This window comes from Lysinibacillus sp. FSL K6-0075 (assembly GCF_038592945.1).
GTDB lineage: Bacteria > Bacillota > Bacilli > Bacillales_A > Planococcaceae > Lysinibacillus > Lysinibacillus fusiformis_F.
This window is the reverse complement of record NZ_CP151947.1, coordinates 1,214,841-1,237,723: the sequence shown is the minus strand read 5'-3', so window position 1 is coordinate 1,237,723 and position 22,883 is coordinate 1,214,841. Positions and strand designations below refer to the sequence as shown.

Annotated in this window: 20 protein-coding genes; all 20 read right to left on the bottom strand. The window is 37.9% G+C overall.

From position 1 onward, the window contains the following. Nucleotides 1-6: 6 nt before the first annotated feature. Nucleotides 7-705 carry a CpsD/CapB family tyrosine-protein kinase gene (locus tag MHB65_RS05765; RefSeq protein WP_342442728.1) on the bottom strand — a complete coding sequence of 233 codons (699 nt, stop codon included), beginning with the start codon at nt 703-705 and terminating at the stop codon, nt 7-9. Beyond that, nucleotides 705-1,421, bottom strand: a complete 717-nt coding sequence (locus MHB65_RS05760) for a Wzz/FepE/Etk N-terminal domain-containing protein (protein WP_205442029.1) — start codon at nt 1,419-1,421, stop codon at nt 705-707. Before MHB65_RS05760 ends, MHB65_RS05765 begins: the two co-directional genes overlap by 1 nt. 68 nt (nt 1,422-1,489) lie before the next feature. Then, nucleotides 1,490-2,647: an O-antigen ligase family protein gene (locus MHB65_RS05755; protein ID WP_205442028.1), complete on the bottom strand. Its 1,158-nt coding sequence runs from the start codon at nt 2,645-2,647 to the stop codon at nt 1,490-1,492. 19 nt (nt 2,648-2,666) lie between these two features. Then, complete coding sequence (locus tag MHB65_RS05750) at nt 2,667-3,464, bottom strand: CpsB/CapC family capsule biosynthesis tyrosine phosphatase (RefSeq protein ID WP_342442727.1); 798 nt, start codon at nt 3,462-3,464, stop codon at nt 2,667-2,669. Between the two features lie 116 nt (nt 3,465-3,580). Next, on the bottom strand, nt 3,581-5,140 hold the full coding sequence (gene rny / locus MHB65_RS05745; RefSeq protein WP_205442027.1) for a ribonuclease Y: 1,560 nt from the start codon (nt 5,138-5,140) through the stop codon (nt 3,581-3,583). 524 nt (nt 5,141-5,664) lie between these two features. Next, nucleotides 5,665-6,726 (bottom strand): recombinase RecA, encoded by a 1,062-nt coding sequence (gene recA / locus MHB65_RS05740; RefSeq protein ID WP_205442026.1) that lies wholly within the window; start codon nt 6,724-6,726, stop codon nt 5,665-5,667. Nucleotides 6,727-6,886: 160 nt separating this feature from the next. Continuing rightward, on the bottom strand, nt 6,887-8,146 hold the full coding sequence (locus tag MHB65_RS05735) for a competence/damage-inducible protein A (protein ID WP_205442025.1): 1,260 nt from the start codon (nt 8,144-8,146) through the stop codon (nt 6,887-6,889). A 17-nt stretch (nt 8,147-8,163) separates the two neighbouring features. After that, on the bottom strand, nt 8,164-8,742 hold the full coding sequence (pgsA, locus tag MHB65_RS05730) for a CDP-diacylglycerol--glycerol-3-phosphate 3-phosphatidyltransferase (protein WP_205442024.1): 579 nt from the start codon (nt 8,740-8,742) through the stop codon (nt 8,164-8,166). A 47-nt stretch (nt 8,743-8,789) separates the two neighbouring features. After that, nucleotides 8,790-9,719: a helix-turn-helix domain-containing protein gene (locus MHB65_RS05725; RefSeq protein ID WP_205442023.1), complete on the bottom strand. Its 930-nt coding sequence runs from the start codon at nt 9,717-9,719 to the stop codon at nt 8,790-8,792. Nucleotides 9,720-9,735: 16 nt separating this feature from the next. Further along, entirely contained in the window at nt 9,736-10,521 is a 786-nt protein-coding gene (locus MHB65_RS05720; RefSeq protein WP_026023397.1) for a DUF3388 domain-containing protein, read from the bottom strand. 216 nt (nt 10,522-10,737) lie between these two features. After that, nucleotides 10,738-10,995, bottom strand: coding sequence for a DUF3243 domain-containing protein (locus MHB65_RS05715; RefSeq protein ID WP_004224939.1), 258 nt, complete (start codon nt 10,993-10,995; stop codon nt 10,738-10,740). A 43-nt stretch (nt 10,996-11,038) separates the two neighbouring features. Further along, nucleotides 11,039-11,767, bottom strand: coding sequence for an SDR family oxidoreductase (locus MHB65_RS05710; RefSeq protein WP_342442726.1), 729 nt, complete (start codon nt 11,765-11,767; stop codon nt 11,039-11,041). Beyond that, the gene (locus tag MHB65_RS05705) at nt 11,764-13,065 is read right to left on the bottom strand and encodes a pitrilysin family protein (protein WP_342442725.1); all 1,302 of its coding nucleotides are present in this window, start codon (nt 13,063-13,065) and stop codon (nt 11,764-11,766) included. Before MHB65_RS05705 ends, MHB65_RS05710 begins: the two co-directional genes overlap by 4 nt. Beyond that, complete coding sequence (locus MHB65_RS05700; protein ID WP_205442019.1) at nt 13,062-14,333, bottom strand: pitrilysin family protein; 1,272 nt, start codon at nt 14,331-14,333, stop codon at nt 13,062-13,064. Before MHB65_RS05700 ends, MHB65_RS05705 begins: the two co-directional genes overlap by 4 nt. Before the next feature lie 170 nt (nt 14,334-14,503). After that, the gene (locus MHB65_RS05695; RefSeq protein ID WP_205442018.1) at nt 14,504-15,463 is read right to left on the bottom strand and encodes an ABC transporter permease; all 960 of its coding nucleotides are present in this window, start codon (nt 15,461-15,463) and stop codon (nt 14,504-14,506) included. Between the two features lies 1 nt (nt 15,464). Beyond that, nucleotides 15,465-16,511: an ABC transporter permease gene (locus tag MHB65_RS05690; protein ID WP_205442017.1), complete on the bottom strand. Its 1,047-nt coding sequence runs from the start codon at nt 16,509-16,511 to the stop codon at nt 15,465-15,467. Further along, nucleotides 16,511-18,058 (bottom strand): ABC transporter ATP-binding protein, encoded by a 1,548-nt coding sequence (locus MHB65_RS05685; protein WP_205442016.1) that lies wholly within the window; start codon nt 18,056-18,058, stop codon nt 16,511-16,513. Before MHB65_RS05685 ends, MHB65_RS05690 begins: the two co-directional genes overlap by 1 nt. Before the next feature lie 371 nt (nt 18,059-18,429). Next, nucleotides 18,430-19,515, bottom strand: coding sequence for a BMP family protein (locus tag MHB65_RS05680; RefSeq protein ID WP_205442015.1), 1,086 nt, complete (start codon nt 19,513-19,515; stop codon nt 18,430-18,432). 53 nt (nt 19,516-19,568) lie between these two features. Further along, entirely contained in the window at nt 19,569-20,297 is a 729-nt protein-coding gene (locus tag MHB65_RS05675; protein ID WP_205442014.1) for a GntR family transcriptional regulator, read from the bottom strand. 189 nt (nt 20,298-20,486) lie between these two features. Continuing rightward, a complete protein-coding gene (locus MHB65_RS05670) occupies nt 20,487-22,778 on the bottom strand; it encodes a DNA translocase FtsK (RefSeq protein ID WP_342442724.1) in 2,292 nt (763 codons plus the stop codon). Nucleotides 22,779-22,883 lie beyond the last annotated feature (105 nt).

Genomic DNA, 22,883 nt, shown 5'->3' with positions numbered 1-22,883 from the left:
TCACCCTTATTCTTTTCCATAATAATGCTCATACGTACTGCCTTTTATCTTATAATTATTCAAGATCACCCCTAATATATTGGCTTTGGAAACCGTTAAGATTGATTTCGACTTTACAACAGCCGCTTTTCCAACTACCCCTGTATTGACAATTAAAAGAGTCCCATCACATTTATTCGATAAAATTTGTGCATCTGATAAAAAGAGCAATGGTGGTGCATCCAAAATAATAATATCGTATATAGCTTTCACTTCCGCCAAGAAGTTGGTCATCGTTTCAGAAGCTAACAGCTCTGTAGGATTGGGCGGAATAGGTCCACTTGAAATAATATCCACCCCTTCAACAAAGGTTTCTTGAATAACTTCCTGTATTGCTGATTGCCGTGATAATACGGAGGACAGCCCTAAAATATTGTCAAGGTAGAATGTATAGTGCAACGTAGGCTTCCGCATATCAGCATCGACAATGAGCACGCTTTTGCCCTCTTGTGAAAATACCACACCAATATTTGCAGCATTTGTAGATTTTCCTTCACCAGCAATAGATGAGGTTACTAAAATCGTTTTCACATCTTGATTAGGTTGAGAAAACTTAATATTTGCACGGATTGTTCGATATTGTTCTGAAGGAATCGACGTCATATCTGAAACAGTAATTAGTTTACGAGCCATTGGTGATTTTTTTGTTTTTCTCTTGAAAAACACTATGTTGACCTCCTGACTCTTGATTTTTTTCTAGTAAGTGATTCAATATTGCTAACAATCCCAATCACTGGTAGTGATAAGATTTCCTCGATATCTTGCTCTGTTTTAATAGTCCTATCAATCGTTTCTAAAAAGTACGCAAGCACCATTGCCAAACTGAAACCGCTAATAGCCGCTATAATGAGGTTCAGCATTTTATTTGGTTTCACAGGAACTGGGTGCTCACTATTTTGAGCAACAAATAGAATATTAATATTGTCTACATGCATTAATACAGGGATTTCTTCCTTAAAAACTTCTGCAATCGTATTGGCAATTTTTACGGCTTTCTCTTCATTCTCATCCTGCACACGAATATTCACAACCTGGGAATTATTAGCACTCGAAACCTCGATTTGCTTCATTAATTCCTCAGGCGTCATATTAAGTTCCAGCACATCAATAACCTTCGCTAAAATAACAGGGCTTTTAATAATCACATTGTACGTATTAATGAGCCGAAGATCCGTATCAACGTTCTGTGCCCCTATAAGTTGCTGATTTTCATAGCTTTTTTGATTAACTAATAATTGTGTTTCTGCTTCATAAATCGGTGTTTGAATAAAGTAACTTATCAATAACGCCACGCCTATTGATAGAACCATCAGCATTAGGATGAAGAACCAGCGTTTTCTCAGTACTTTTACTAGACTTTGTATTGTCATTTCTTCATTCACAAATGGATCCCCTCCTAATAGGCAAATCGTGTACATTGCTAATAAAGTATATTAAACAAGCCTATTGGTTATTCAGACAAAGTTGCTATTTTGCCCTTATCTCGTATGCTTCCACTTACAGCAAATACAAGGATATGGAGCATATTGAAATAAAGAATTTCAAATGTGGAAATGCCTAATACAGCTACAATAATCAAGCCTGTAAATACGATCAGTTGTTCATTCATTTGGCGATATCCTTTGGCAATGGTCAAAAGAAACAAGCCATAGCTAATGAGAGCAAGTAATCCCGCTTCCTGTAAAATATTAATAAATGTATTATGTGCATGAGAAACGCCTATAGACCACAAAGATTCGACACCATGTCCCCAAAAATTAAAATGCTCAAAAACATATTGCCAAATTTCAAGGCGACCATCCGTTATGTTTGTAGACTTTCTCTCCATTTTTAAGAGAATACTTTGCACTGCCACTTGCATCCTATCCATTTTCAGCATCACCATTACCAGCCCTACACCTACAGCTGTAAAGAGTGCGACAAACTTTATGAATGGCAGGAAGGTTTTGTTCATGCTTTTAACAATACAAACAATGACAACAACCGTCGCAAAAGCCACTGTTAATAATGAAGTACGTGCATTTGATAGCAGAATGACATACATTCCAACTAAATAAATGATCGTATAGAGCAGAAATGACAGTATATTTTTTATCTGTTGTTGTCCATGTAGCATCTTTATTGCCACATCATATAGCCTCATCAACACAACAATCATTAAACCAATCATTGAAAATCCCATTGTATTTGGGTTCTCAAATACACCTGCAAATGCTTCATACATATAATTCGCTTGCTGAAAGCATAAAACTAAAAATGGTATATAGGCGATTTGGACACTATTTAAAATAATTTCTAAAACATGCTCTTTCACAAGGTCATTAAAAAAAATGGACACAGCGAAAAATAGACACATTAATTGTAGACTGTTTTTCAATAAAACCATGTCCTGATTCACACCAGCTGCTATGACACAAAAAAAGGTATACATACTAAAGAAAACACTAGCTTGTACATTTTGAACAATTATTTTTTTATGTAGGACAACAGAAACTATGATGATAAACAAGCTAATTACTAAAGATAATTTATGAAAAATACCAGCAACTGGCTGCATGAGGCTCATAAAAATTAGTAAGCTGAACATTAATGTGTAGAATAATTTCATGTGGTTCTCACGCTCAATTCTACAAAGACATATTAAAAAAATACCATCGTTTCTTTAGCGTTATGTCATCTAATTCAAGTGGCAAAATAGGCTTATTTGCTAAAACCTTTGCATTATTATTTAATAGACGATTAATCGTATCTACCTCTTTCTTTTTCTCCAGATATTGAAGGGCTGCTTGATAGCAGAAGTTCCTTTTTTGTGTATCGTGGGCATCAGAGGCAATCGTATGAATGTAATTCCCCCTCACTAAAGCAAGTGATAAACGCTGTACCTCCTTACCATACGAACCTATCAAACTCCCTGTCGTCAATTGTGTGAATACTCCTTGTTGAATAAGTGTGTCCAGTTTCTTTGGATTTTCCCGAATGGCAAAATTTCGCTCTGGATGAGCCAAAATTGGTATATAGCCAGATGACTTTAATTGCTTTATCATCTCAAGCGTATAGGCAGGGATCGTGCTAGATGGTAGTTCTAATAGGATGTAGTTTGACTGTGCTAAAGTATGAAGTTGCTGCTGTTGAAGTAATGCAGGAAGTTCGTCATGTAAGCGAATTTCGTGGCCAGTATGGAGTGTAATTGGAATTTCATGCTGTAGCAGCAGTTGTTGTAAATCTTTTACCTGCTCTGCTACTTTTCTATAGGGAACGTGATATTGTGGGTGCATGGCATGAGATGTACATATAATCTCTGTTATTCCTTCTCTTGTAGCTTGCTTCAACATATTCAAGGAGTCCATTTCATTTTTTGGCCCATCATCTACACCATTCAGTATATGTGCATGGAGATCAATCATGGTCATCACATCTTTCATCATTAATCAAAGTTTAGCCTTCTTCTTTTTTATGATGAATGTACCTTAAACATGACTCTGCTTCTAATAAAAAAGAGGCTCTCTAGATGTTAATCTAAAGAAACCTCTAACTTTCAATATTATTTCGCGTACTCCACAGCACGTGTTTCGCGAATGACTGTTACTTTAATATGACCTGGATAATCGAGTTCTTCCTCAATACGTTTGCGAATATCACGCGCAAGACGATGGGATGCTAAATCATCAATTTTTTCAGGCTGTACAATAATACGAATTTCACGTCCAGCTTGAATAGCATAAGATTTTTCTACACCATCATAGCTTTCTGAAATTTCCTCTAACTTTTCAAGTCTGCGGATATAGTTTTCAAGTGTTTCACTTCGTGCACCTGGACGAGCTGCTGATAATGCATCAGCTGCAGCGACTAATACCGCAATAACAGATGTTGCTTCAGTATCACCATGATGCGAAGCAATACTATTAATAACAACTGGGTGTTCCTTATATTTCGTTGCTAATTCCACACCGATTTCGACATGGCTTCCTTCAACTTCATGGTCAATGGCTTTTCCAATATCATGTAATAAGCCTGCACGACGAGCCAATGCTACATCTTCACCAAGTTCAGCAGCAAGTAATCCTGCCAAATGTGCGACTTCAATTGAATGTTTTAGGACGTTTTGTCCATAGCTTGTACGATATTTCATGCGGCCTAAAATTTTCATTAAATCCGGATGTAAGTTATGAATACCAATTTCAAATGTAGTTTGCTCACCTGTTTCGCGGATTTGTTCATCCACTTCACGTCGAGCTTTTTCCACCATTTCCTCAATGCGAGCTGGGTGGATGCGGCCATCCTGTACAAGTTTTTCAAGTGCAAGTCGAGCTGTTTCACGACGAATTGGATCAAAGCCTGATAATATTACCGCTTCTGGCGTATCATCGATAATTAAATCAATTCCTGTTAACGTTTCCAATGTACGGATATTACGGCCTTCGCGACCAATAATACGTCCCTTCATTTCATCATTTGGCAGGTTCACAACAGATACAGTTGTTTCTGCTACGTGATCTGCAGCAAAGCGTTGTAGTGCTAATGATAAAATTTCACGTGCTTTTTTATCCGAGTCTTCTTTCGCACGTGTTTCAGCTTCCTTCGTCATCACAGCAATATCAGTTGCTAACTCTTTTTCTACTTCATTTAGGATAATTGATTTAGCTTCATCTCTAGTTAAAGCAGAAATACGTTCTAGCTCTGTTTTTTGTGATGCCATGAGCTCGTCCACTTTGCTCTCCATCTGTTCAATATGCTGTTGTCTTTCGGCTAGCGCTTGTTCTTTGCGCTCTAAGCCAGCTTCTCTCTTATTTAGAGCATCATCTTTGCGATCAAGATTCTCTTCTCTTTGCAATAAACGGTTCTCTTGTTTTTGAAGTTCTAAACGACGTTCACGAATGTCATTTTCAGCTTCAGTACGAAATTTGTGAGTTTCATCTTTGGCTTCAAGTAGTGCTTCTTTCTTCATTGCCTCCGCTTCTCGTTTTCCTTCTTCAACGATTGTTTCAGCGACATGTTTAGCACCAGTGATTTTTGAGTCATTCACTTTTTTCATGTAGATATAGCTAACAGCGGCACCAACGATGAGTCCAAGCAAAGCGGAGATGATAGTAATTCCATCCATATGAACACCTCCTCTTGCTATTTGGGTATTACAGTTTCAGTCGGCGCATACATCTATGTCGCCCTAGCAATAATGCACCAGATTTTGTTAGAATTTGTACAAAACCCGTTTCATCGGCCAAAGGCATTATCTTCATCCAGTAGGCGTTTAGACATCCATTTAAAAGGACATTTCACTAGAAAACATTTGCTAAATGAAGATAAAATGTACTGCCTATTTAAAGTCATAATTCAGAAATTATACATATTTAATTGTATAGCTAGCCTCAAGCTCTGTCAAGGATAGTCGGGCGTCTGTTCGCCACTTTAGCCAAAAAAAGTAAGTACTATCCATTCAGTGAATTTTCCCCCTATTACTATTTCACTAGAAAAATTTTCATGTTAAATACAATTAATAAAAAAAACAGTACATAGGAAATAAACACCGAATTATTTAGCCTCTCTCTTATTATGTGTAAAAATTTAAGAATATAGACAAAAAAATGCATTGTACCCTCAATAAAGTGGGAACAATGCAGTCGTTGATTATTCTTCTTCAAGAAGTGACATTAATTCTTCATCCATCTCTTCTTCATCATGTGCAGCAATTGTATAAGAAGAAGCCGCAATACCATAAGAAGCTCGAATTTTATTTGCTATATCTTCCTGAACAGCAACATTTTCTTTTAAATACTGTTTAGCATTTTCTCGTCCTTGACCTAAGCGCTCGTCACCATATGCATACCAAGAACCACTTTTTTGCACAATGTCTAATTCCACGCCTAAATCCACTGTTTCGCCTTCTTTAGAAATTCCTTCTCCATACATAATATCTACCTCAGCTGTACGGAAAGGTGGTGCTACTTTATTTTTAACAATTTTAATTTTAGTACGGTTACCAACAATATCATTACCTTGTTTAATAGCTTCTGCACGACGCACTTCTAAACGGACAGAGCTGTAGAATTTAAGCGCACGTCCACCTGGTGTTGTTTCTGGATTACCGAACATGACACCAATTTTTTCACGAATTTGGTTAATGAAAATAGCAATTGTTTTTGATTTATTAATCGCACCTGAAAGTTTACGTAAAGCTTGAGACATTAAACGTGCTTGTAAGCCGACATGAGAGTCACCCATATCCCCTTCAATTTCAGCTTTTGGCACTAAGGCAGCAACAGAGTCAATAACGATAATATCAATAGCACCACTACGCACTAATGCTTCTGCAATTTCAAGTGCTTGCTCACCTGTGTCGGGCTGTGATAATAATAGCTCATCAATATTGACACCTAATTTTTGTGCATAGATTGGGTCTAATGCATGCTCCGCATCGATAAATGCTGCTTGTCCACCTGTTGCCTGTACTTCAGCAATAGCATGTAAAGCAACTGTTGTTTTACCAGATGATTCGGGACCATATACTTCAATGATACGTCCACGTGGATATCCACCCACTCCTAATGCAGCATCAAGTGCTAGTGAACCACTTGAAGATGTTGCAATTTCTAAATCGGTTTTTTCACCGAGTTTCATGATGGAACCTTTACCAAAATTCTTTTCAATTTGTTTTAGAGCCTGTTCTAAGGCTGCTTTACGATCACTCATTCATTTTCCTCCTTCGAAAACTGTTCACTGTTTTTATCTATCTCTACTATACTTGTTTTTGAGAAAACACGCAAGAAAAAAGCGAACGTTTATTCGATTTTTCTCCAAAATAAAAATTTGGATAGTTTTCCTCTACCCAAATTCCTATGTTTTACTCTATTTAATAACGTTTTGTGTAGCCTCGTTCTTCTAATAGCTGCATTAAATAATAGCATGTAAATTTCACCGCACGGAGTCGATTCGTATTCCGCATGCCTGATAAATGAAGTAAATAGGTAAGTGGCTCCTCATCATCGATGGCAATACCAATCCAAACCGTACCTACTGGCTGATGATCATGCGCTGTAGGACCTGCTTCTCCAGTAAGACCAATCCCAATATTTGTAGCAAATTTCTTACGAACAGCGCTTGCCATTGCCGCTGCACACTCAGCACTCACAACACCATGTGTATCAATTAATTGCTGTGATATGCCTAGCTGTTTTACTTTCGCATCAGCTGCATAGGTAACAACGCCTCCTATAAGCGCATTTCCTACTCCTGGAATTTCCGCAAGCTCAGATTGAAATAACCCAGCTGTTAAACTTTCTGCAGCCGCAATTGTTAGCTCATTATCCAGTAGCATTTCAACCGTTTTTGAGGCAAGAGAATCATCATCTACACCATATTGATAATCACCAACAAGTGTCTGTATCTCTGCAACCTTTGCCGCAATAAGCTGCCCGGCTTGCTGCTCTGTTGCGGCTTTGGCTGTTACGCGTAACGTTACCTCTCCATCAGAAGCCAGTGGGGCAACTGTTGGATTAGTTTGTGCATCTAAAATATCTTGAACTTGTACTTCAAGCTCGGCCTCACCAATTCCATAAAAACGCATAACATGTGATGCAATGATCCCTCCATCATTAAACATCGCAGCCAGTTTAGGTTTAGCCTCAAATTGAAACATTGGTTCTAACTCTTTTGGAGGTCCTGGTAATAAAATATAAGTGCGATCATTTTTTGTGAAGATCATACCTGGAGCCATTCCGTGGTGATTGGCTAGTACTTCACTTCCAGCTAAAATTAATGCCTGTTTACGATTATTTTCCGTCATTGGACGTCCTCGTTTAGCAAAAAATTGCTCAATATATGTTAATGCTACTTCATCAAACTCAAGAGAAACTCCAAGATGACGTGCAATCGTTTCCTTTGTTAAATCATCTTTCGTAGGTCCAAGTCCTCCCGAAAAAATAATAAGATCTGCACGAGACTCTGCCACTTCGATAGCTTGTTCTAGACGTTTCGCATTATCACCAACTACGGTGTGATAAAAAACGTTTATACCTAGCTCGGATAATTGACTTGAGATAAATCTCGCATTTGTATTCGTAATTTGACCTAATAATAGTTCTGAGCCAACCGCAAGAATTTCAGCATTCATGATCCCCAAGACCTTTCTTATTTAGACTCAAGTAACACACGTCGATTTAGATAGAAGTAATCCCACCCAGACCAAAGTGTAAAGAACAATGCAATATAGAGCATGATTGTATCAAATGGAATACCAACCAATGTAAAGATTGTGTTGTGTAAAAGAGCAGCAGCAATCGCTACAATTTGTGCCCAAGTTTTAATTTTACCAAGCTGATTGGCAGCAACGACTTCTCCCCCACCTGCCAAAATCAGACGTAAGCCCGTTACGGCAAATTCACGGCTAATAATAATGATAATCACCCAGGCAGGTGCCATATTAAGTTCTACCATTAAAATGAAGGCTGCTGAAACTAGTAATTTGTCAGCTAAGGGATCTAAAAATTTCCCAAATGTAGTCACAAGATTATACTTACGTGCATAATAACCATCCACCCAATCGGTTGTTGAAGCAAAGATAAAAATAAGTGCGCCTATAAAATGATGGATTGGCATCTCTGCACCAAAAAGTGATAATGTTCCCCAGCCAAAATCAAACATCATAACAATGACAAAGAATGGAATAAGCAAGATTCGAGAGATGGTAATTTTATTTGGAATGTTCATTTTTCTAACACCTTTCATGATGAAAGAAAGTAGTCATCATGTGATGACTACTGTTCTTTATTGAAATTGATGACGATATTTTGCGTTACAATTTGTTGTGCATACGTTAGAAGTTCGTCATTAATATAAATTTTAGCTTGCGTTGAATTACCGAGACGAATACGAACATAGTTTTGTGTTGAGGCGTCAAATTCAATTACTTCCCCGGCATTATAGACACGCGTATCTGTTAATATTTCTTGTTGCTGTTGATTGCGAATACCAACAAATGTAGGGCCTGATACTTCGATTTTAAGTTTCATTGTATCCGTACCTGTTAACGTATAAGAAGTTGTCGCTCCATCTGCTTCAACAGTACCTGCGGAAATTGTTTGCTTCATCTCTTCGGTTTGATCAGTGTCATCTTCATCAGTTGGTGTTTCTTCTGTAGAGTTTGTATCTTCTTTATCATTTTTCTGTGCATCTTTAGTTTCTTGTTCTTTTTTATCCTTCTCACTATCAATTGGTTTGACATTTGTGTCATATTCCATTTCAGGAGTAGAATTGTTTTCTTCGCTTGTCCCTGGACTGTTTTTTGATTGCCATAGCACCCATATAGCCACAATAATGACTACAATAAATAAAGCAACAATGATTTTGGGCATAGCCTCCATCATTTTATTCGAAGGGCCTTTCGTTACTTTTCTTCTGCTAGGACTATTCGTCATCGATTGACTTACTTGATCGTTTGGAGTGCTCGGTAGTTCTTTTTTATATGTCTCTAAAATTTCTTCCGCGTCCAAACCAACAGCTTCTGCATATTGTTTAATAAAAGCTCTTACATAAAACGAACCAGGCATAATGGAATAATTGCCCTCTTCAATTCCTACTAAATAACGTTTTTGGATTTTCGTTATTTCTTGTAAATCGTCTAAGCTGTAGCCTTTAGACAGTCTCGCCTCTTTCAGTCGAGTCCCTAATTCTGCCACTAATAACACCTACTTTAACATCAAATTAAAAATTAAATCCTCCAAAAGAATCGGATTCGGACATATGATTTTTTTCCATTATTTCATAAGTAATTTCTTCATCAGTGTGATGACGCAGTTCAATGATATAATCAAAATCCTCTATTTTATATTCTGAATGCTGAACAAACATATCTGGATGCTCTACAACTTTGATACAAGGCATATTCATCATTTCACGTACTAATTGCAGATGTTTCTCATCAGATGAACGCCGAGTCACAATACCATCTAGAATAAAAATATTGTTACGACTAAATTCATCTCCCACAAGCTTATTACGAACTGTTTGCTTAATCATTGTAGACGATAAAAAGATCCACTTTTTATTGGCACAGACACTCGCGGCTACTATGGATTCAGTTTTTCCAACACGCGGCATGCCACGAATACCAATCAGCTTATGTCCCTCTTTTTTAAAGAGTTCTGCCATAAAGTCGACTAAAATACCTAGTTCGTCTCTTACGAAATGGAATGTGTTTTTTTCGTCTGCATCTCGAGGAATATAACGACCATGCCTAATGGCTAAACGGTCACGAAGTTTTGGTTGTCGAAATTTGGTTACGTTAATATGTTCCATTGTCGAAACAATTGTACGAAAACGCTCAATTGCCTCATCATTGTCTGTATGCACTAACATACCACGTCGATCCTCATCTACACCATTTATTGATATAATATTGACACGAAGCATCCCTAAAAGTGAAGCAATATCTCCTAATAATCCAGGGCGATTCACCTGAATTTCATATTCAAAGTACCAATCGCTCAACACACTCGTTCCCTTCCTATTAGTTAACGTAAAAAATCCTTTATAAGTTCCATCATAGCTGATTTTTTATGTAATGGAAAGTTAGAATACATGGAATTACAGCGTTATTTGCTAATTTTTTTTGATGCCTGTTAAATAGGCTTACATACGTTCCCGTTTTCACAGAAAAATAACTTTTTGTATAACAAAAAGAGGAGATTGGCTCTCCTCTTTTATTTACTGCACATGCTTATTTTGTACGAGCTTAATGACACAATTCGCTAATGCATGTTTTTCATCTTCAGAGGCAACGCCCCATAAATCCGACAGCACTCGCTCTTGTTCGTTTTTAGGGTCGACATTTGTCGCCAAATATTCCCCAATTTGGACAGCAGCCGTTTGAATCATTTTCTTCGGCATACCACTTGATTCAGCTTGCATAACGTTTTGCCCTAAAAACGATGTCCATTTTTGCCAGTTTTCTAAAATGGTCATATTTCCTCCTCCTTTTCACATGTAGTATGTGCAAAAGAGAATATTATATGTACCAACCACCATTTAATCGTACGATTTGTCCTGTCACATAATCGGCTTTACCAGACAAATAAAAACGGACCATTTCAGCTACATCCTTTGTTTGTCCAATGGAGCCTAGTGGAATATCGTCCAAAATGTATTGAAGCTCTTCTTGACTTAGATGGCTGTTCATGGAGGTATTTATAAAGCCAGGAGCAATAGCATTCACTCTAATCCGAGATAATGCCGCTTCTTTTGCATAGGATTTGACAAAAGCATGTTGCGCACCCTTAACAGTTGCATAAAGTGCTTCTCCTGCTGAACCAGCCTCTCCCCAAATGGAGCCGATAAATAAGACATAGCTCACATCATGCTTGCGAAGTTTTCCAGAAAGTAAAGCTGTCAGCCGCATGGGATTTTGAACATGAACACGCCATAAAGCATCCATATCCCCCACTGTCGTATCTTCCAGCAATGAATAATGGGCTTGACCATTGGCAAATACAATAGCCTGCACATTAAAAATTTGCGCTGCTACCATTTCTGCTCCATTAACGATTGAAAAATCCCCCTGTACAAGCATAAACTCTTGTGCAGGGAAATTTTCGGAAAGCATTTCACATAATCTCTGTGCCGCTTTTTGATTGTTTGAATAATGTATATAGATGGACCAGCCATCCTCAGCTAAGCTTTGACAAATGGCATGACCGATATCACCTGATGCACCTAAAACAAGGGCAAATTTTTTCACTGTTTAGCCTGCTTACTTGGCAGAATTTTAAAGACTGTTTGCTGCGTTTCACCTTGGATAGAGGCAAATGCTTTTTGTAAATCTTCAACGGTTAATGTCTCAAGTACAGGTACTACATCAAATAAATTCATGTCATTAAAGGAATATCGTGTGAATTGGTTTGCGATAAACTCGATCGAATTAAGTGCACGTAGGAAGAAACCAATTTTTTTGCGTTTTATACGATCCAAACCAGCACGATCAAATTGGCTATTTCCTTCATATTTTGCTAATTCGTCCATGATTGTTTTTGCCAATTTATCAGGCTCTGCTGAATCTGAACCAATCATGGCAAACCCAAAGCCATTTTCTAAGGTAAAATCAAAAGCATATGTCTCATCGATTAAACCTTCCTCATAAACACGTTCATAAAAATCAGAGGTACGTCCAAAAATAAGTTCAAGCGCAATTTGAACCGATAACTCATGCTTTAACATGTCCTGACCAGATAAATTAGTGTCTTTCGCTTTTAAGCCAACATAAATTTTCGGTTTTTGAACATCCATATTTAATGTACGTTCTTTCACCGCTACCTCTGTTGGTTCTGCATCAAAGAAGCGTTGAATTGGCGTCGGTTCTGGGAACTCTTTCTTCCCTTGATTGTCACGAATAAACGTCATCATTTCCTCTGGTTCTACAGCACCAATTACAAATAACAACATATTCGAAGGATGATAAAACGTGTTGTAGCACGTATATAAATGCTCCGCAGTAATGCCATCAATCGATTCAATCGTACCGGCGATATCAATTTTTACAGGGTGATGATGATACATATTTTCGATCGTGCCAAAATATAGACGCCAATCTGGTTGATCATCGTACATTGTAATTTCTTGCCCAATAATTCCTTTTTCTTTGTTGACAGTAGCTTCTGTAAAATATGGTTCTTGGACAAAATTCAATAAAGTTTCTGTACTTTTATAAATATTGTCAGTAGATGAAAATAAATAAGCCGTACGTGTAAACGATGTAAATGCATTGGCAGAAGCACCGTATTCGCTAAACTTTTGGAAAACATCGCCATCCTCTTTTTCGAACATTTTATGCTCTAAAAAGTGTGCAATACCATCTGGTACAGTAATACTTTCCGTTTCACCAATTGGCACAAACGTACGATCGACAGAGCCGTACTTTGTTGTAAATGTAACAAATGTTTTAGAAAAGCCCTTTTTCGGCAAAATATAAACATCTAAGCCATTGTCTAGCTTTTCATAGTAAAGTGTTTCATCTAATTGTTTAAATTCTATTGTTTTCATTGTGCGGCTTGCTCCTTTCCACATAAGAAATAGACCGCTTCAAGCTGCACTTGCTTTGCCATTGCAACAACATCTTCCTTTGTTACAGCTTTCCACTTATTTGCCCAGGCTTCAACCGAGAATTCCTCAGGTAAATCTTTATATTGGTCAAAAATTTCGATTTGTCCTCGTGCAGAATCTAAGGATTCTTTTAGCTGATTCGTCAGCATAGCCTTTGTTTGCTCAAGTTCTAAATCTGTAATATTTCCAGTCTGCATGACGGCAAGTTGTTCTTTTATTAATGACAGTGCTTTTTCTTCATTTTTAGCTTCAATACCAGATACAACGAACACGAGACCATAATGCGATGCATAGGAACTAGAAGCATAATAAGCAAGGCTCTCTTTTTCCCGAACATTCATAAACAATTTGGCATGAGGGTATCCACCAAAGACGCCATTAAAAATCTGCATTTTAGCAAAATCCGCATCACCAAATCTGACAGGTGTGCTAAAGCCTATATGAAGTTTACCTTGTTTCATTTCATGCTGTTCTCTTACATAGTCATTGTCAGGATGTTGTTGTGGGAGTATTGCTGGAACTTCTTCAGGTGTACGATCATTAAATGGTAGCGCTTTTTTTAATTTCGCTACAATTTCTTCTTCATTAATGTCTCCAGCAACATAAATATCGATTTTGTCGTTAGCTAGCATAGATTCATAAGCCTCAAATAAAGAGGCAGGTGTAATCTTTTGAATTTCTTCGACACTACCATTGGCTGAAATCGATGCAGGTTCATTTGGTCTCAGGATTTGTTGGAGACGGAATTGAGCAAAACGAGATTTATCATCAAAAATAGATTCAATACGTTGAATGACAGTTTTTTTCTCACGTTCTACAATGGATTCCTTAAAGACACCATTTTCTAAATTAGGTTCAAAAATGGCTGTATGCAATAAACCAAGAACCTCGTTTAAGACACTCGTATTCGCTAGATAATGATCATTCACAGTCTCTACATTCATTAGTACCGTATGTTCATTTCCTCGCTTCGATGTATCAAAATACAAAACTGTACCATACAAGTCATCTAAAAAGCTTCGAAAAGCAGCAGTCGTCTTATATTTAGCATTACTGTGCTGCAGTACATTTGTTAATACTGTACGTTCTGATGCACTTTTAGCCGTTAATGCTCTTCTCCATTTAATTGAAAAATTTACGGTTTTAAATTGGGTCGTTTGTCGGATATGCAAATTGACACCTTTTGCAAAAGGTATTGTTTTAAACATATGAAACCCTCCTATCCTTCTTAATATAACGATGTACTACACATACTATACATGTCTATTGTCTATAATTGCAAAAGGAATCCAAAGTATGTATGGGAAAAATTAAAAAATACGCCAATTATATATAAAAAGGACTGAGCATAGCTTGCCCAGTCCTTGAAATTCTTTTCTTAGCGTTTACCTTTAATATAAGGTTGTCCACTCGCTTTTGGTGCATTTGCTTTACCAATAAAGCCTGCTAAAGCAAGGATTGTCAAGACATATGGTAAAATTTGCAGATAAACTGCTGGTACATTCTCGATTAGCGGAATTTGATTCCCTGCAATACTTAATGTTTGCGCTAAACCAAAGAATAAGGCTGCACCTAGCGCTCCAATTGGATGCCACTTCCCGAAAATCATTGCAGCAATGGCCATGAAACCTTGACCTGCAATTGTTGCGTGTGAGAAATCGTGTGTAATTGTTTGCGCATAAACTGCACCACCAAGACCACCCAATGCCCCAGAAATCATCACTGCAATATAGCGCATTTTATTTACATTAATACCCATTGTATCTGCTGCCATTGGGTGTTCACCTACAGCACGTAAACGCAAACCGAATGGCGTTTTATAGATAATAAACCATGCTCCAAATGCTACTGCAAACGCTAAAATAGATGTGCTGTAAACATCATGGAACAGTAAACGACCGAAGAATGGAATATCCTCTAAGTAAGGGATACCAAAGCGACGAATCGGTTGGTCAATCATATCTGTTTGACCTTTATCATAAATCATTTTTACTAAGAATACTGTAGCAGCCAAGCCCAGTAGGTTGATCGCTACCCCTGATACCGTTTGATCGGCACGGAATGAAATAGAAGCAACCGCATGGAAAAGTGAGAAAATTGCACCAATCACAACAGCTGCTAACATAGCTACCCAGACTGTTGCTGCACCTAATGATGAAGCGAATTCTAAATTGACAAAAATACCAACAAAAGCACCAACAATCATTAAGCCTTCTAGCCCGATGTTGACAACACCAGAGCGTTCAGAGAACACCCCACCGATGGCCGTAAAAATCAACGGTGTTGCATAAAGAATCGCTGAAGGGATGATGAAATATAACATTTCTAAAAAGCTCATGTTATTGTCCCTCCTTTTTCTTGCTCAGCTTCTGTAAGCCCACTCGAATAATATAGCCTGATGCGACGAAGAAGATAATCAATGCAATGATAATCGATACGATTTCTTCTGGAATACCTGCAGCATTTGGCATATTTAATGCACCATATTTTAAAGAACCGAACAGTGATGCCCCAAACACTACCCCAAGTGGTGTATTGGCACCAAGTAGCGCAACGGCAATACCATCAAAACCAATTCCTGTGAAACCAGGTTTAATGGATGCGTTTTGGAACGTACCTAAAGCTTCCATCGCCCCACCTAGACCTGCAAACATACCTGAAATCGTCATAGCTAAAATAATATTTTTATTAACACTCATACCCGCATAATCAGCAGCATTTTTGTTAAAACCTACTGCTTTTAGCTCGTAGCCACGTGTTGTTTTTTCTAAAATGAACCACATTACAACTACCATTAAAAGTGCAACAATGATCCCATAGTGAAGACTTGAATTGTCTGTAAGCTCTCTTAAAAACGGAGAACGTAATGAAGCAGATTCATGGATACGTTCTGTTTTAAAGCTGCCATCGGACAATTTTTTTATCACTGCGTTTGCGATATAAAGCGCAGTGTAGTTTAGCATAATTGTCGCAATAACTTCATGAACTTTAAATTTCGCTTTTAAGAAACCTGCAATAAAGGCCCAAAATGCACCTGCAGCTGCTGCAGCAAGCAATGCCAATGGTAAGTGAATGACTTTAGGTAATTCAAAAGCATATCCTACCCAAGCTGCTGCTAGCCAACCTAAAATCAGCTGACCTTCAACACCGATATTGAACAGACCCGTACGGAATGCAAATGCTACTGCAAGACCTGCCAAAATATATGGTGTAATTTGACGAATTGTGTTCCCAATTGAATATGAATCTCCAAAAATACCTGTCCAAAGAGCGATATAACCTTGTACTGGGTCATAGCCGCTGACTACCATGACGATAGCTCCTACAATTAAACCGATAATGATAGAGATGATAGGAACGAGTAAATTAATGACACGATTTGACATTATTCGTTCCCCTCCTTCGCATCACGCTTGTTATTTTTTTTACTTTGCCCTGCCATTAGTAAGCCTAGCTCTTGTTCTGTCGTTTCTTTTGGATTTAACTCATCGACAATTTGTCCATCATAAATAACCGCAATTCGATCCGAAACATTCATAACCTCATCTAATTCAAATGAGATTAACAAAACGGCTTTCCCTTTATCACGTTGCTCAATTAGGCGCGAGTGAATGAATTCAATAGCTCCTACATCAAGTCCTCGTGTTGGTAGAGCAGCAATTAATAGATCAGGGTTACGATCAATTTCACGACCAATAATAGCTTTTTGTTGGTTACCACCAGATAATGCACGAGCTGGCGTCATTTCCCCATTACCTGTACGCACATCGTACTCACTAATAATTTGGCGAGCTTTCTCTGACACTTTTTTATAGTCCATGACAAAGCCCTTCGCGATTGGAGATTGGTAATATGTTTGCAAAACAATATTATGACCAATCGGGAAATCTAAAACTAAACCATGCTTATGACGGTCTTGTGGGATATGCCCCACACCTTCCTCAGTAATTTTACGAGGCTTCATGTTTGTAATATCTTTACCATTCAGTTTGACTTTACCACTTTTGATTTTACGTAGACCTGTAATGGCCTCAATTAGCTCAGATTGACCATTACCATCAATCCCAGCAATACCTACGATTTCACCTTTACGAACATTTAAATTAAGACCTTTTACTTTATCAATGTTTCGATAATCCGTAACAACCAAGTTCTCAACCGCTAGCACTTCGTCAGTTGGTTTCGCATCCGTTTTTTCCGTTTTAAATTCAACTTGACGGCCAACCATCATTTCAGCAAGCTGTTCAGGATTTGTGGCAGCGGTTACAACAGTGCCAATCCCTTCTCCCTTGCGGATAATCGTTACACGATCTGAAACTTCCATAATTTCTTTTAGCTTATGCGTAATTAAAATAATGGATTTACCTTCTGCAATAAGCCGACGCATTATTTGAATTAATTCAGTAATTTCTTGTGGTGTTAATGATGCAGTTGGTTCATCAAAAATTAAAATTTCAGCACCACGATACAATGTTTTTAAAATCTCAACACGTTGTTGCATACCAACCGTGATGTCCTCGATTTTGGCATTTGGATCAACATCTAATCCATACTTTTCAGAAAGTGCTTGTACTTTCTTAGCTGCATCTTTTATATTAACAATTCCCATTTTAGTAGGCTCAGTGCCTAAAATGATATTTTCTGTTACCGTAAAGTTCTCTACCAACATAAAATGTTGATGCACCATGCCAATCCCTAAATCATTGGCAATATTCGGGTTTGTAATTTTTACAGCCTTCCCACGTACACGAATTTCGCCACCCTCTGGTTGATACAAACCAAAAAGTACGTTCATCAAAGTCGATTTACCTGCACCATTTTCACCTAGCAATGCATGAATCTCGCCTTGTTTCAGTTGGAGGGTGATATTATTATTCGCCACGAAATTACCGAATTCTTTACGGATTCCTAGCATTTCAATCACATAATCCAAATTTGTCACTCCCTTAATAGGCACTATTATTAAGTATTTTCGCCTTAGCGTATAGTATCTGCTGCTACATGATTGATGGTACAGACAAGCCATACGTCCAGTAATTAAATTTCTACCAGAGGCTATATATTTTATTTGACCGATTTAATATCCCACCTATAGAGGTAGGTGTTTTGCTAAATTAATACAGGAAAGGTCATCGTTAGAAACCTTTCTTCTATTAACTTGTTACCATACTCATAATTACTACCTCTATAAGTTTCATATAAATCTAGTTAAATAGAGTATTGCAAATAATCTAAATACAACGATAGATTGAAAAATCATCATAAGGTCCTTCTAGAAGTCCCTTATGATGATCAAAAGATGAATTATTTTTCCACTTTTTCAGGAACTTTGATTTCACCCTTAGCAATTTTCTCTTTATATTCGTCGATTACTTTTTGTACATCTTCTGGAATCGCACCGCGAGAATCCGCAAGTTTAACACCATCTTCAGCTAAACCGTAAACAAGTGTTTCTCCACCTGGGAAATCACCATTTTTTGCTCTATTTGAAATATCTACTACTGCTGTATTAACACCTTTTAACATTGAAGTTAATGTAACGTTTGTTTTATCGTCAATTTTACCTTCTTCGTATTGGTCAGCATCTACACCGATAACCCATACATCTGCATTTGGATCTTTCGCTTTACGCTCTTTTGCTTCAGAGAATACACCGTTACCTGTTGCACCAGCAGCGTGGAAGATTACATCTACACCTGAAGAATACATACTGTTCGCTGTAATTTTACCAAGATCTGCTTTATCAAACGCACCAGTATATTTTACTTGAATATCGATATCTGGGTTTACTGCTTTAGCCCCTTCAACGAAACCAGCGTGGAAACGGTTAATAACTGGAATATCAACGCCACCTACGAAGCCGATTTTACCTGTTTTAGATGTTTTTGCTGCAGCAACACCTGCTAAGAAAGCACCTTCTTGCTCTTTGAACAGTACATTTACTACGTTGTCTGCTTCTACTTCAGCATCGATTAATGCAAAGTGGTTATCTGGATTTTCAGAAGCAATTGCATCAATTGCATCAGCCATCATGAACCCGATACCAAATACTAAGTTAAAGTCACGACGAACTAAGTTGTTTAAGTTTGTTTCATAGTCAGCATCTGAAGCTGATTGTAGGTAGTCAAAACCACCATCACCTTTTGATAAACCGTGCTCTTTACCGTAAGCTTGTACACCTTCCCATGCAGATTGGTTGAATGATTTGTCATCAACGCCACCTACGTCAGTAACCATTGCTACTGAGAAAGCTTCTTCTGTGCTTTCGCCACCTGAAGCATTGTCATTTTCTTTCGCTGGCTTTTCGTCGTCTTTCGTACCACAAGCACCTAAAATAGCACTTGCCGCTAATACTGATGTTAATACTAAACCAAATTTACGTTTTTTCATTTAATTAACCCCCCAAAGGTATTGTAATTAGCAGGAAAAAATTTAGAAATGTTCTACACCCGTTTACGAACTACATGGAAGCTGAATTTATCAGCTCGGAAATAATTTTTTGAATAGAGCACTACTTGATCATGATCGTCGTAATGCAATTGCTTTAACACTAAAAGAGCTGTCTCACGTCCACAATTTAAAATCGGTGAGGCTTGTTCATGATACCCAACTGGATCAATATAAGTTACGGCATAAGCTACATGAATTTTGCCAGATTGTTCAAGTGCAGAGAACAGTGAAACTTCTTTTTTTTCGACAAAGTCAGTAGGCAGGAAGCTTGCGGGTAGCCTGTCTATGCAGTATACTACTGGCTCACCATCCGCTGTTCTGACACGTTCAATCGTGAGTATTTTATCTTCGCCATCACTTTGGAAGCGTTTTAAATCTTCCTCAGAAGGTACGTGCTCAGTTGCTTTTAAAAAACGCGAACCCGGCTCCATACCTGCTGTCTCAATCATTGAAGAAATGCTTGATAAATGCTCGATGCCTGATGTAAACAACGGCTTAGGGTTGACAAAAGTCCCTACCCCATGTCGGCGCACAATCACATTTTCCTCTTCCAACAGTCGAAGTGCTTCTCTAAGTGTTGCTCGACTGACTCCTAGTGATTTCGATAATTCAAATTCTGAAGGCAGCTTTTCATTTTCTTTAAAAATGCCAGCCTCAATGTCAGATTTTAAACGATCGATTACTTGAAGATAGAGATGACGATGATCTGCTTTAATAGTCACATATATCACCACCAAAATCAGAGATCAGACATCTGATGTACAACATTCCTACTAATCGTTCATAAATATAACATTTTTGCAGAATGAAATAAACAGTTTTGAGTAAAATCTGTTATAGAATTCATTCTTTCTTTATTTTATTTGCAAATTTTTGGACAAAAACACAATTACTCTCACCATTATCGAGTTTTAGTTATCGTATTGGTGAACAAGTACTTGACGAGGTTTACTACCCTCTGGTGGCCCGACAATACCGCGTTGCTCCATCTGATCAACAATACGTGCAGCTCTTGAATAGCCAATACGGAAGCGACGTTGAAGCATAGAGACAGATGCTGTTTGCATATTGACAACTAATTGAACCGCTTCATCATATAAATCATCGGTTTCTTCTAAAATGGTTTCTTCTTCAGTCGGAATCATCTCCTCCTGATACTGAGCTTTTTGCTGTTCTATAACAAAATGAACGACTGCTTCCACTTCTTGATCTGATAAAAAGGCACCCTGCACCCTTTTTGGCTTAGAAGCACCAGCAGGTAAAAATAGCATATCCCCTCGTCCAAGTAATCGCTCTGCCCCACCCATGTCTAAAATCGTTCTCGAATCAATTGCGGAAGAAACTGCAAAAGCAATTCGCGATGGAATATTAGCTTTAATGACACCTGTTAAAACATCTACACTTGGTCTTTGCGTTGCAATAATCAAATGGATTCCCGCTGCACGTGCCATTTGGGCTAAACGTGTAATTGAATCCTCCACATCACTAGATGCGACCATCATCAAATCTGCTAACTCATCTACAATGACTACAATATAAGGTAGCTTAGGATGCTTTTCATCTGTCTGTTCATTGACCTTTTGTACATGATTATTATAGCCTTCAATATTTCGTGTTCCAGTATGTGAAAACAGGTCATATCGACGTTCCATTTCAGAAACAACTTTTTTCAAGGCTTGAGAAGCTTTTCGTGCATCGGTCACAACAGGCGCCAATAAATGGGGAATACCGTTATAAACGTTTAACTCCACCATTTTCGGGTCAATCATCATAAGCTTTACTTCATGTGGTTTTGTACGCATTAGTATGGATACTACTATGCCATTTATACAGACACTTTTCCCACTACCTGTTGAACCAGCTACAAGTAAATGTGGCATTTTATTGAGTTCCGCTAGTACAGCTTGTCCTGTAATGTCACGACCAAATGCTACTTGTAATAATGCTTCAGGCTTCGCACCATCCTTCGATTCTAATACCTCTCGAAGTGTTACAATGGCTACCTCACTGTTAGGTACTTCAATACCAATCGCAGATTTCCCAGGAATTGGGGCTTCCATTCGAATATCTTTAGCCGCCAATGCTAATGCAAGATCATCTTGCAAATTGACAATTTTGCTTACTTTCACACCGATATCTGGTAAAATTTCATATTTCGTGACAGCCGGACCTAAATGCACTTGTGTCACCTTTGCCTTTACTCCAAAGCTTTGTAATGTTTGCTCAAGCTTTTTGGCATTCGCTTGAATCACTGAATATTCACCACTTTGATCATGTTGTGGTGGTAATTGCAATAGACTATAAGATGGAAGCTGATAGTCTGCATTTTCTACTGCATCTGTACCCTGAATCTGGACATCATCCGTCGCTTCTTCTAGTTCATTTTCCACCATGTGAGGCGTATCAAACACTTCTCTTTCCTGTGATACGTTCTGTGTAAAAGCAGAGATAATCGGCTCATGAGGCATTTCCTCTTCTTGTTCAGGCATATCTATAGATTGATTAACAGCTGCTACCTCATCCCCACTTTCAACTCTTGAACGACGATTATTTGGTTTTTTCGGTGTATTTTTTTTCTTATCACGGTGCTTTTTTTTCCATTTGCCAAATAGATCTGGCGTTTTTTCTGCTAAATAAGGCATCAATGCTTTACCCGTGACAAGAATTAATCCAATAAAGAAAATAACCCAAGCAACAACTTTCGCCCCCGAGGCTTCAAACAACACATGAAGTCCACTAAATAATAGGGCACCAAGCATCCCACCACCCAGCGCATTACTACGATGAAGTATGCCATCTGTATTAATCAAAATTCGCCACGATTCACGTAGCACAGAATCAGATAGTAGGCCACCTGATTTGGATAGTTGTTCAAATAATATGCCATGACTAAAAATCGTTAAGCTCATAACGATGAGGAACATGCCAAGTACTAATCGATCCTTTATTCCTATTTTTTTACGGCCAATCATCATTAACAATGCAATAAATATAAGCATAAATGGAACAGCAAAATGTAAATTACCTAAAAGAAACATGGCGATTGTTTGTAGAATACGCCCGATCATGCCGTATTCAAAAATCATAATGACTGCTAATGCAATTAAAAGCAGTCCTAAAATTTCGTACATAAGCGGATGCATTTCTTTATTTTCCGTTGTCGATTTACTTTTAGTAACTTTTTTCCTCTTACTAACTGCCATCTATTTCACCTTCTTCTGCAATCCATTCTATATATGTAGCGAATCATCACATGTAGAACTTGAATATTTCAAAAAAAGGATTTTCCACCGCAATTGGGAGAAAAT

Excerpts from the sequence above, each read along its gene's own strand:
- MHB65_RS05755 (WP_205442028.1), bottom strand. The coding sequence starts at position 2,647 with ATGAAATTATTCTACACATTAATGTTCAGCTTACTAATTTTTATGAGC.
- MHB65_RS05750 (WP_342442727.1), bottom strand. The coding sequence starts at position 3,464 with ATGATGAAAGATGTGATGACCATGATTGATCTCCATGCACATATACTG.
- rny (WP_205442027.1), bottom strand. The coding sequence starts at position 5,140 with ATGGATGGAATTACTATCATCTCCGCTTTGCTTGGACTCATCGTTGGT.
- recA (WP_205442026.1), bottom strand. The coding sequence starts at position 6,726 with ATGAGTGATCGTAAAGCAGCCTTAGAACAGGCTCTAAAACAAATTGAA.
- MHB65_RS05735 (WP_205442025.1), bottom strand. The coding sequence starts at position 8,146 with ATGAATGCTGAAATTCTTGCGGTTGGCTCAGAACTATTATTAGGTCAA.
- pgsA (WP_205442024.1), bottom strand. The coding sequence starts at position 8,742 with ATGAACATTCCAAATAAAATTACCATCTCTCGAATCTTGCTTATTCCA.
- MHB65_RS05715 (WP_004224939.1), bottom strand. The coding sequence starts at position 10,995 with ATGACCATTTTAGAAAACTGGCAAAAATGGACATCGTTTTTAGGGCAA.
- MHB65_RS05705 (WP_342442725.1), bottom strand. The coding sequence starts at position 13,065 with ATGAAAACAATAGAATTTAAACAATTAGATGAAACACTTTACTATGAA.
- MHB65_RS05700 (WP_205442019.1), bottom strand. The coding sequence starts at position 14,333 with ATGTTTAAAACAATACCTTTTGCAAAAGGTGTCAATTTGCATATCCGA.
- MHB65_RS05695 (WP_205442018.1), bottom strand. The coding sequence starts at position 15,463 with ATGAGCTTTTTAGAAATGTTATATTTCATCATCCCTTCAGCGATTCTT.
- MHB65_RS05690 (WP_205442017.1), bottom strand. The coding sequence starts at position 16,511 with ATGTCAAATCGTGTCATTAATTTACTCGTTCCTATCATCTCTATCATT.
- MHB65_RS05680 (WP_205442015.1), bottom strand. The coding sequence starts at position 19,515 with ATGAAAAAACGTAAATTTGGTTTAGTATTAACATCAGTATTAGCGGCA.
- MHB65_RS05670 (WP_342442724.1), bottom strand. The coding sequence starts at position 22,778 with ATGGCAGTTAGTAAGAGGAAAAAAGTTACTAAAAGTAAATCGACAACG.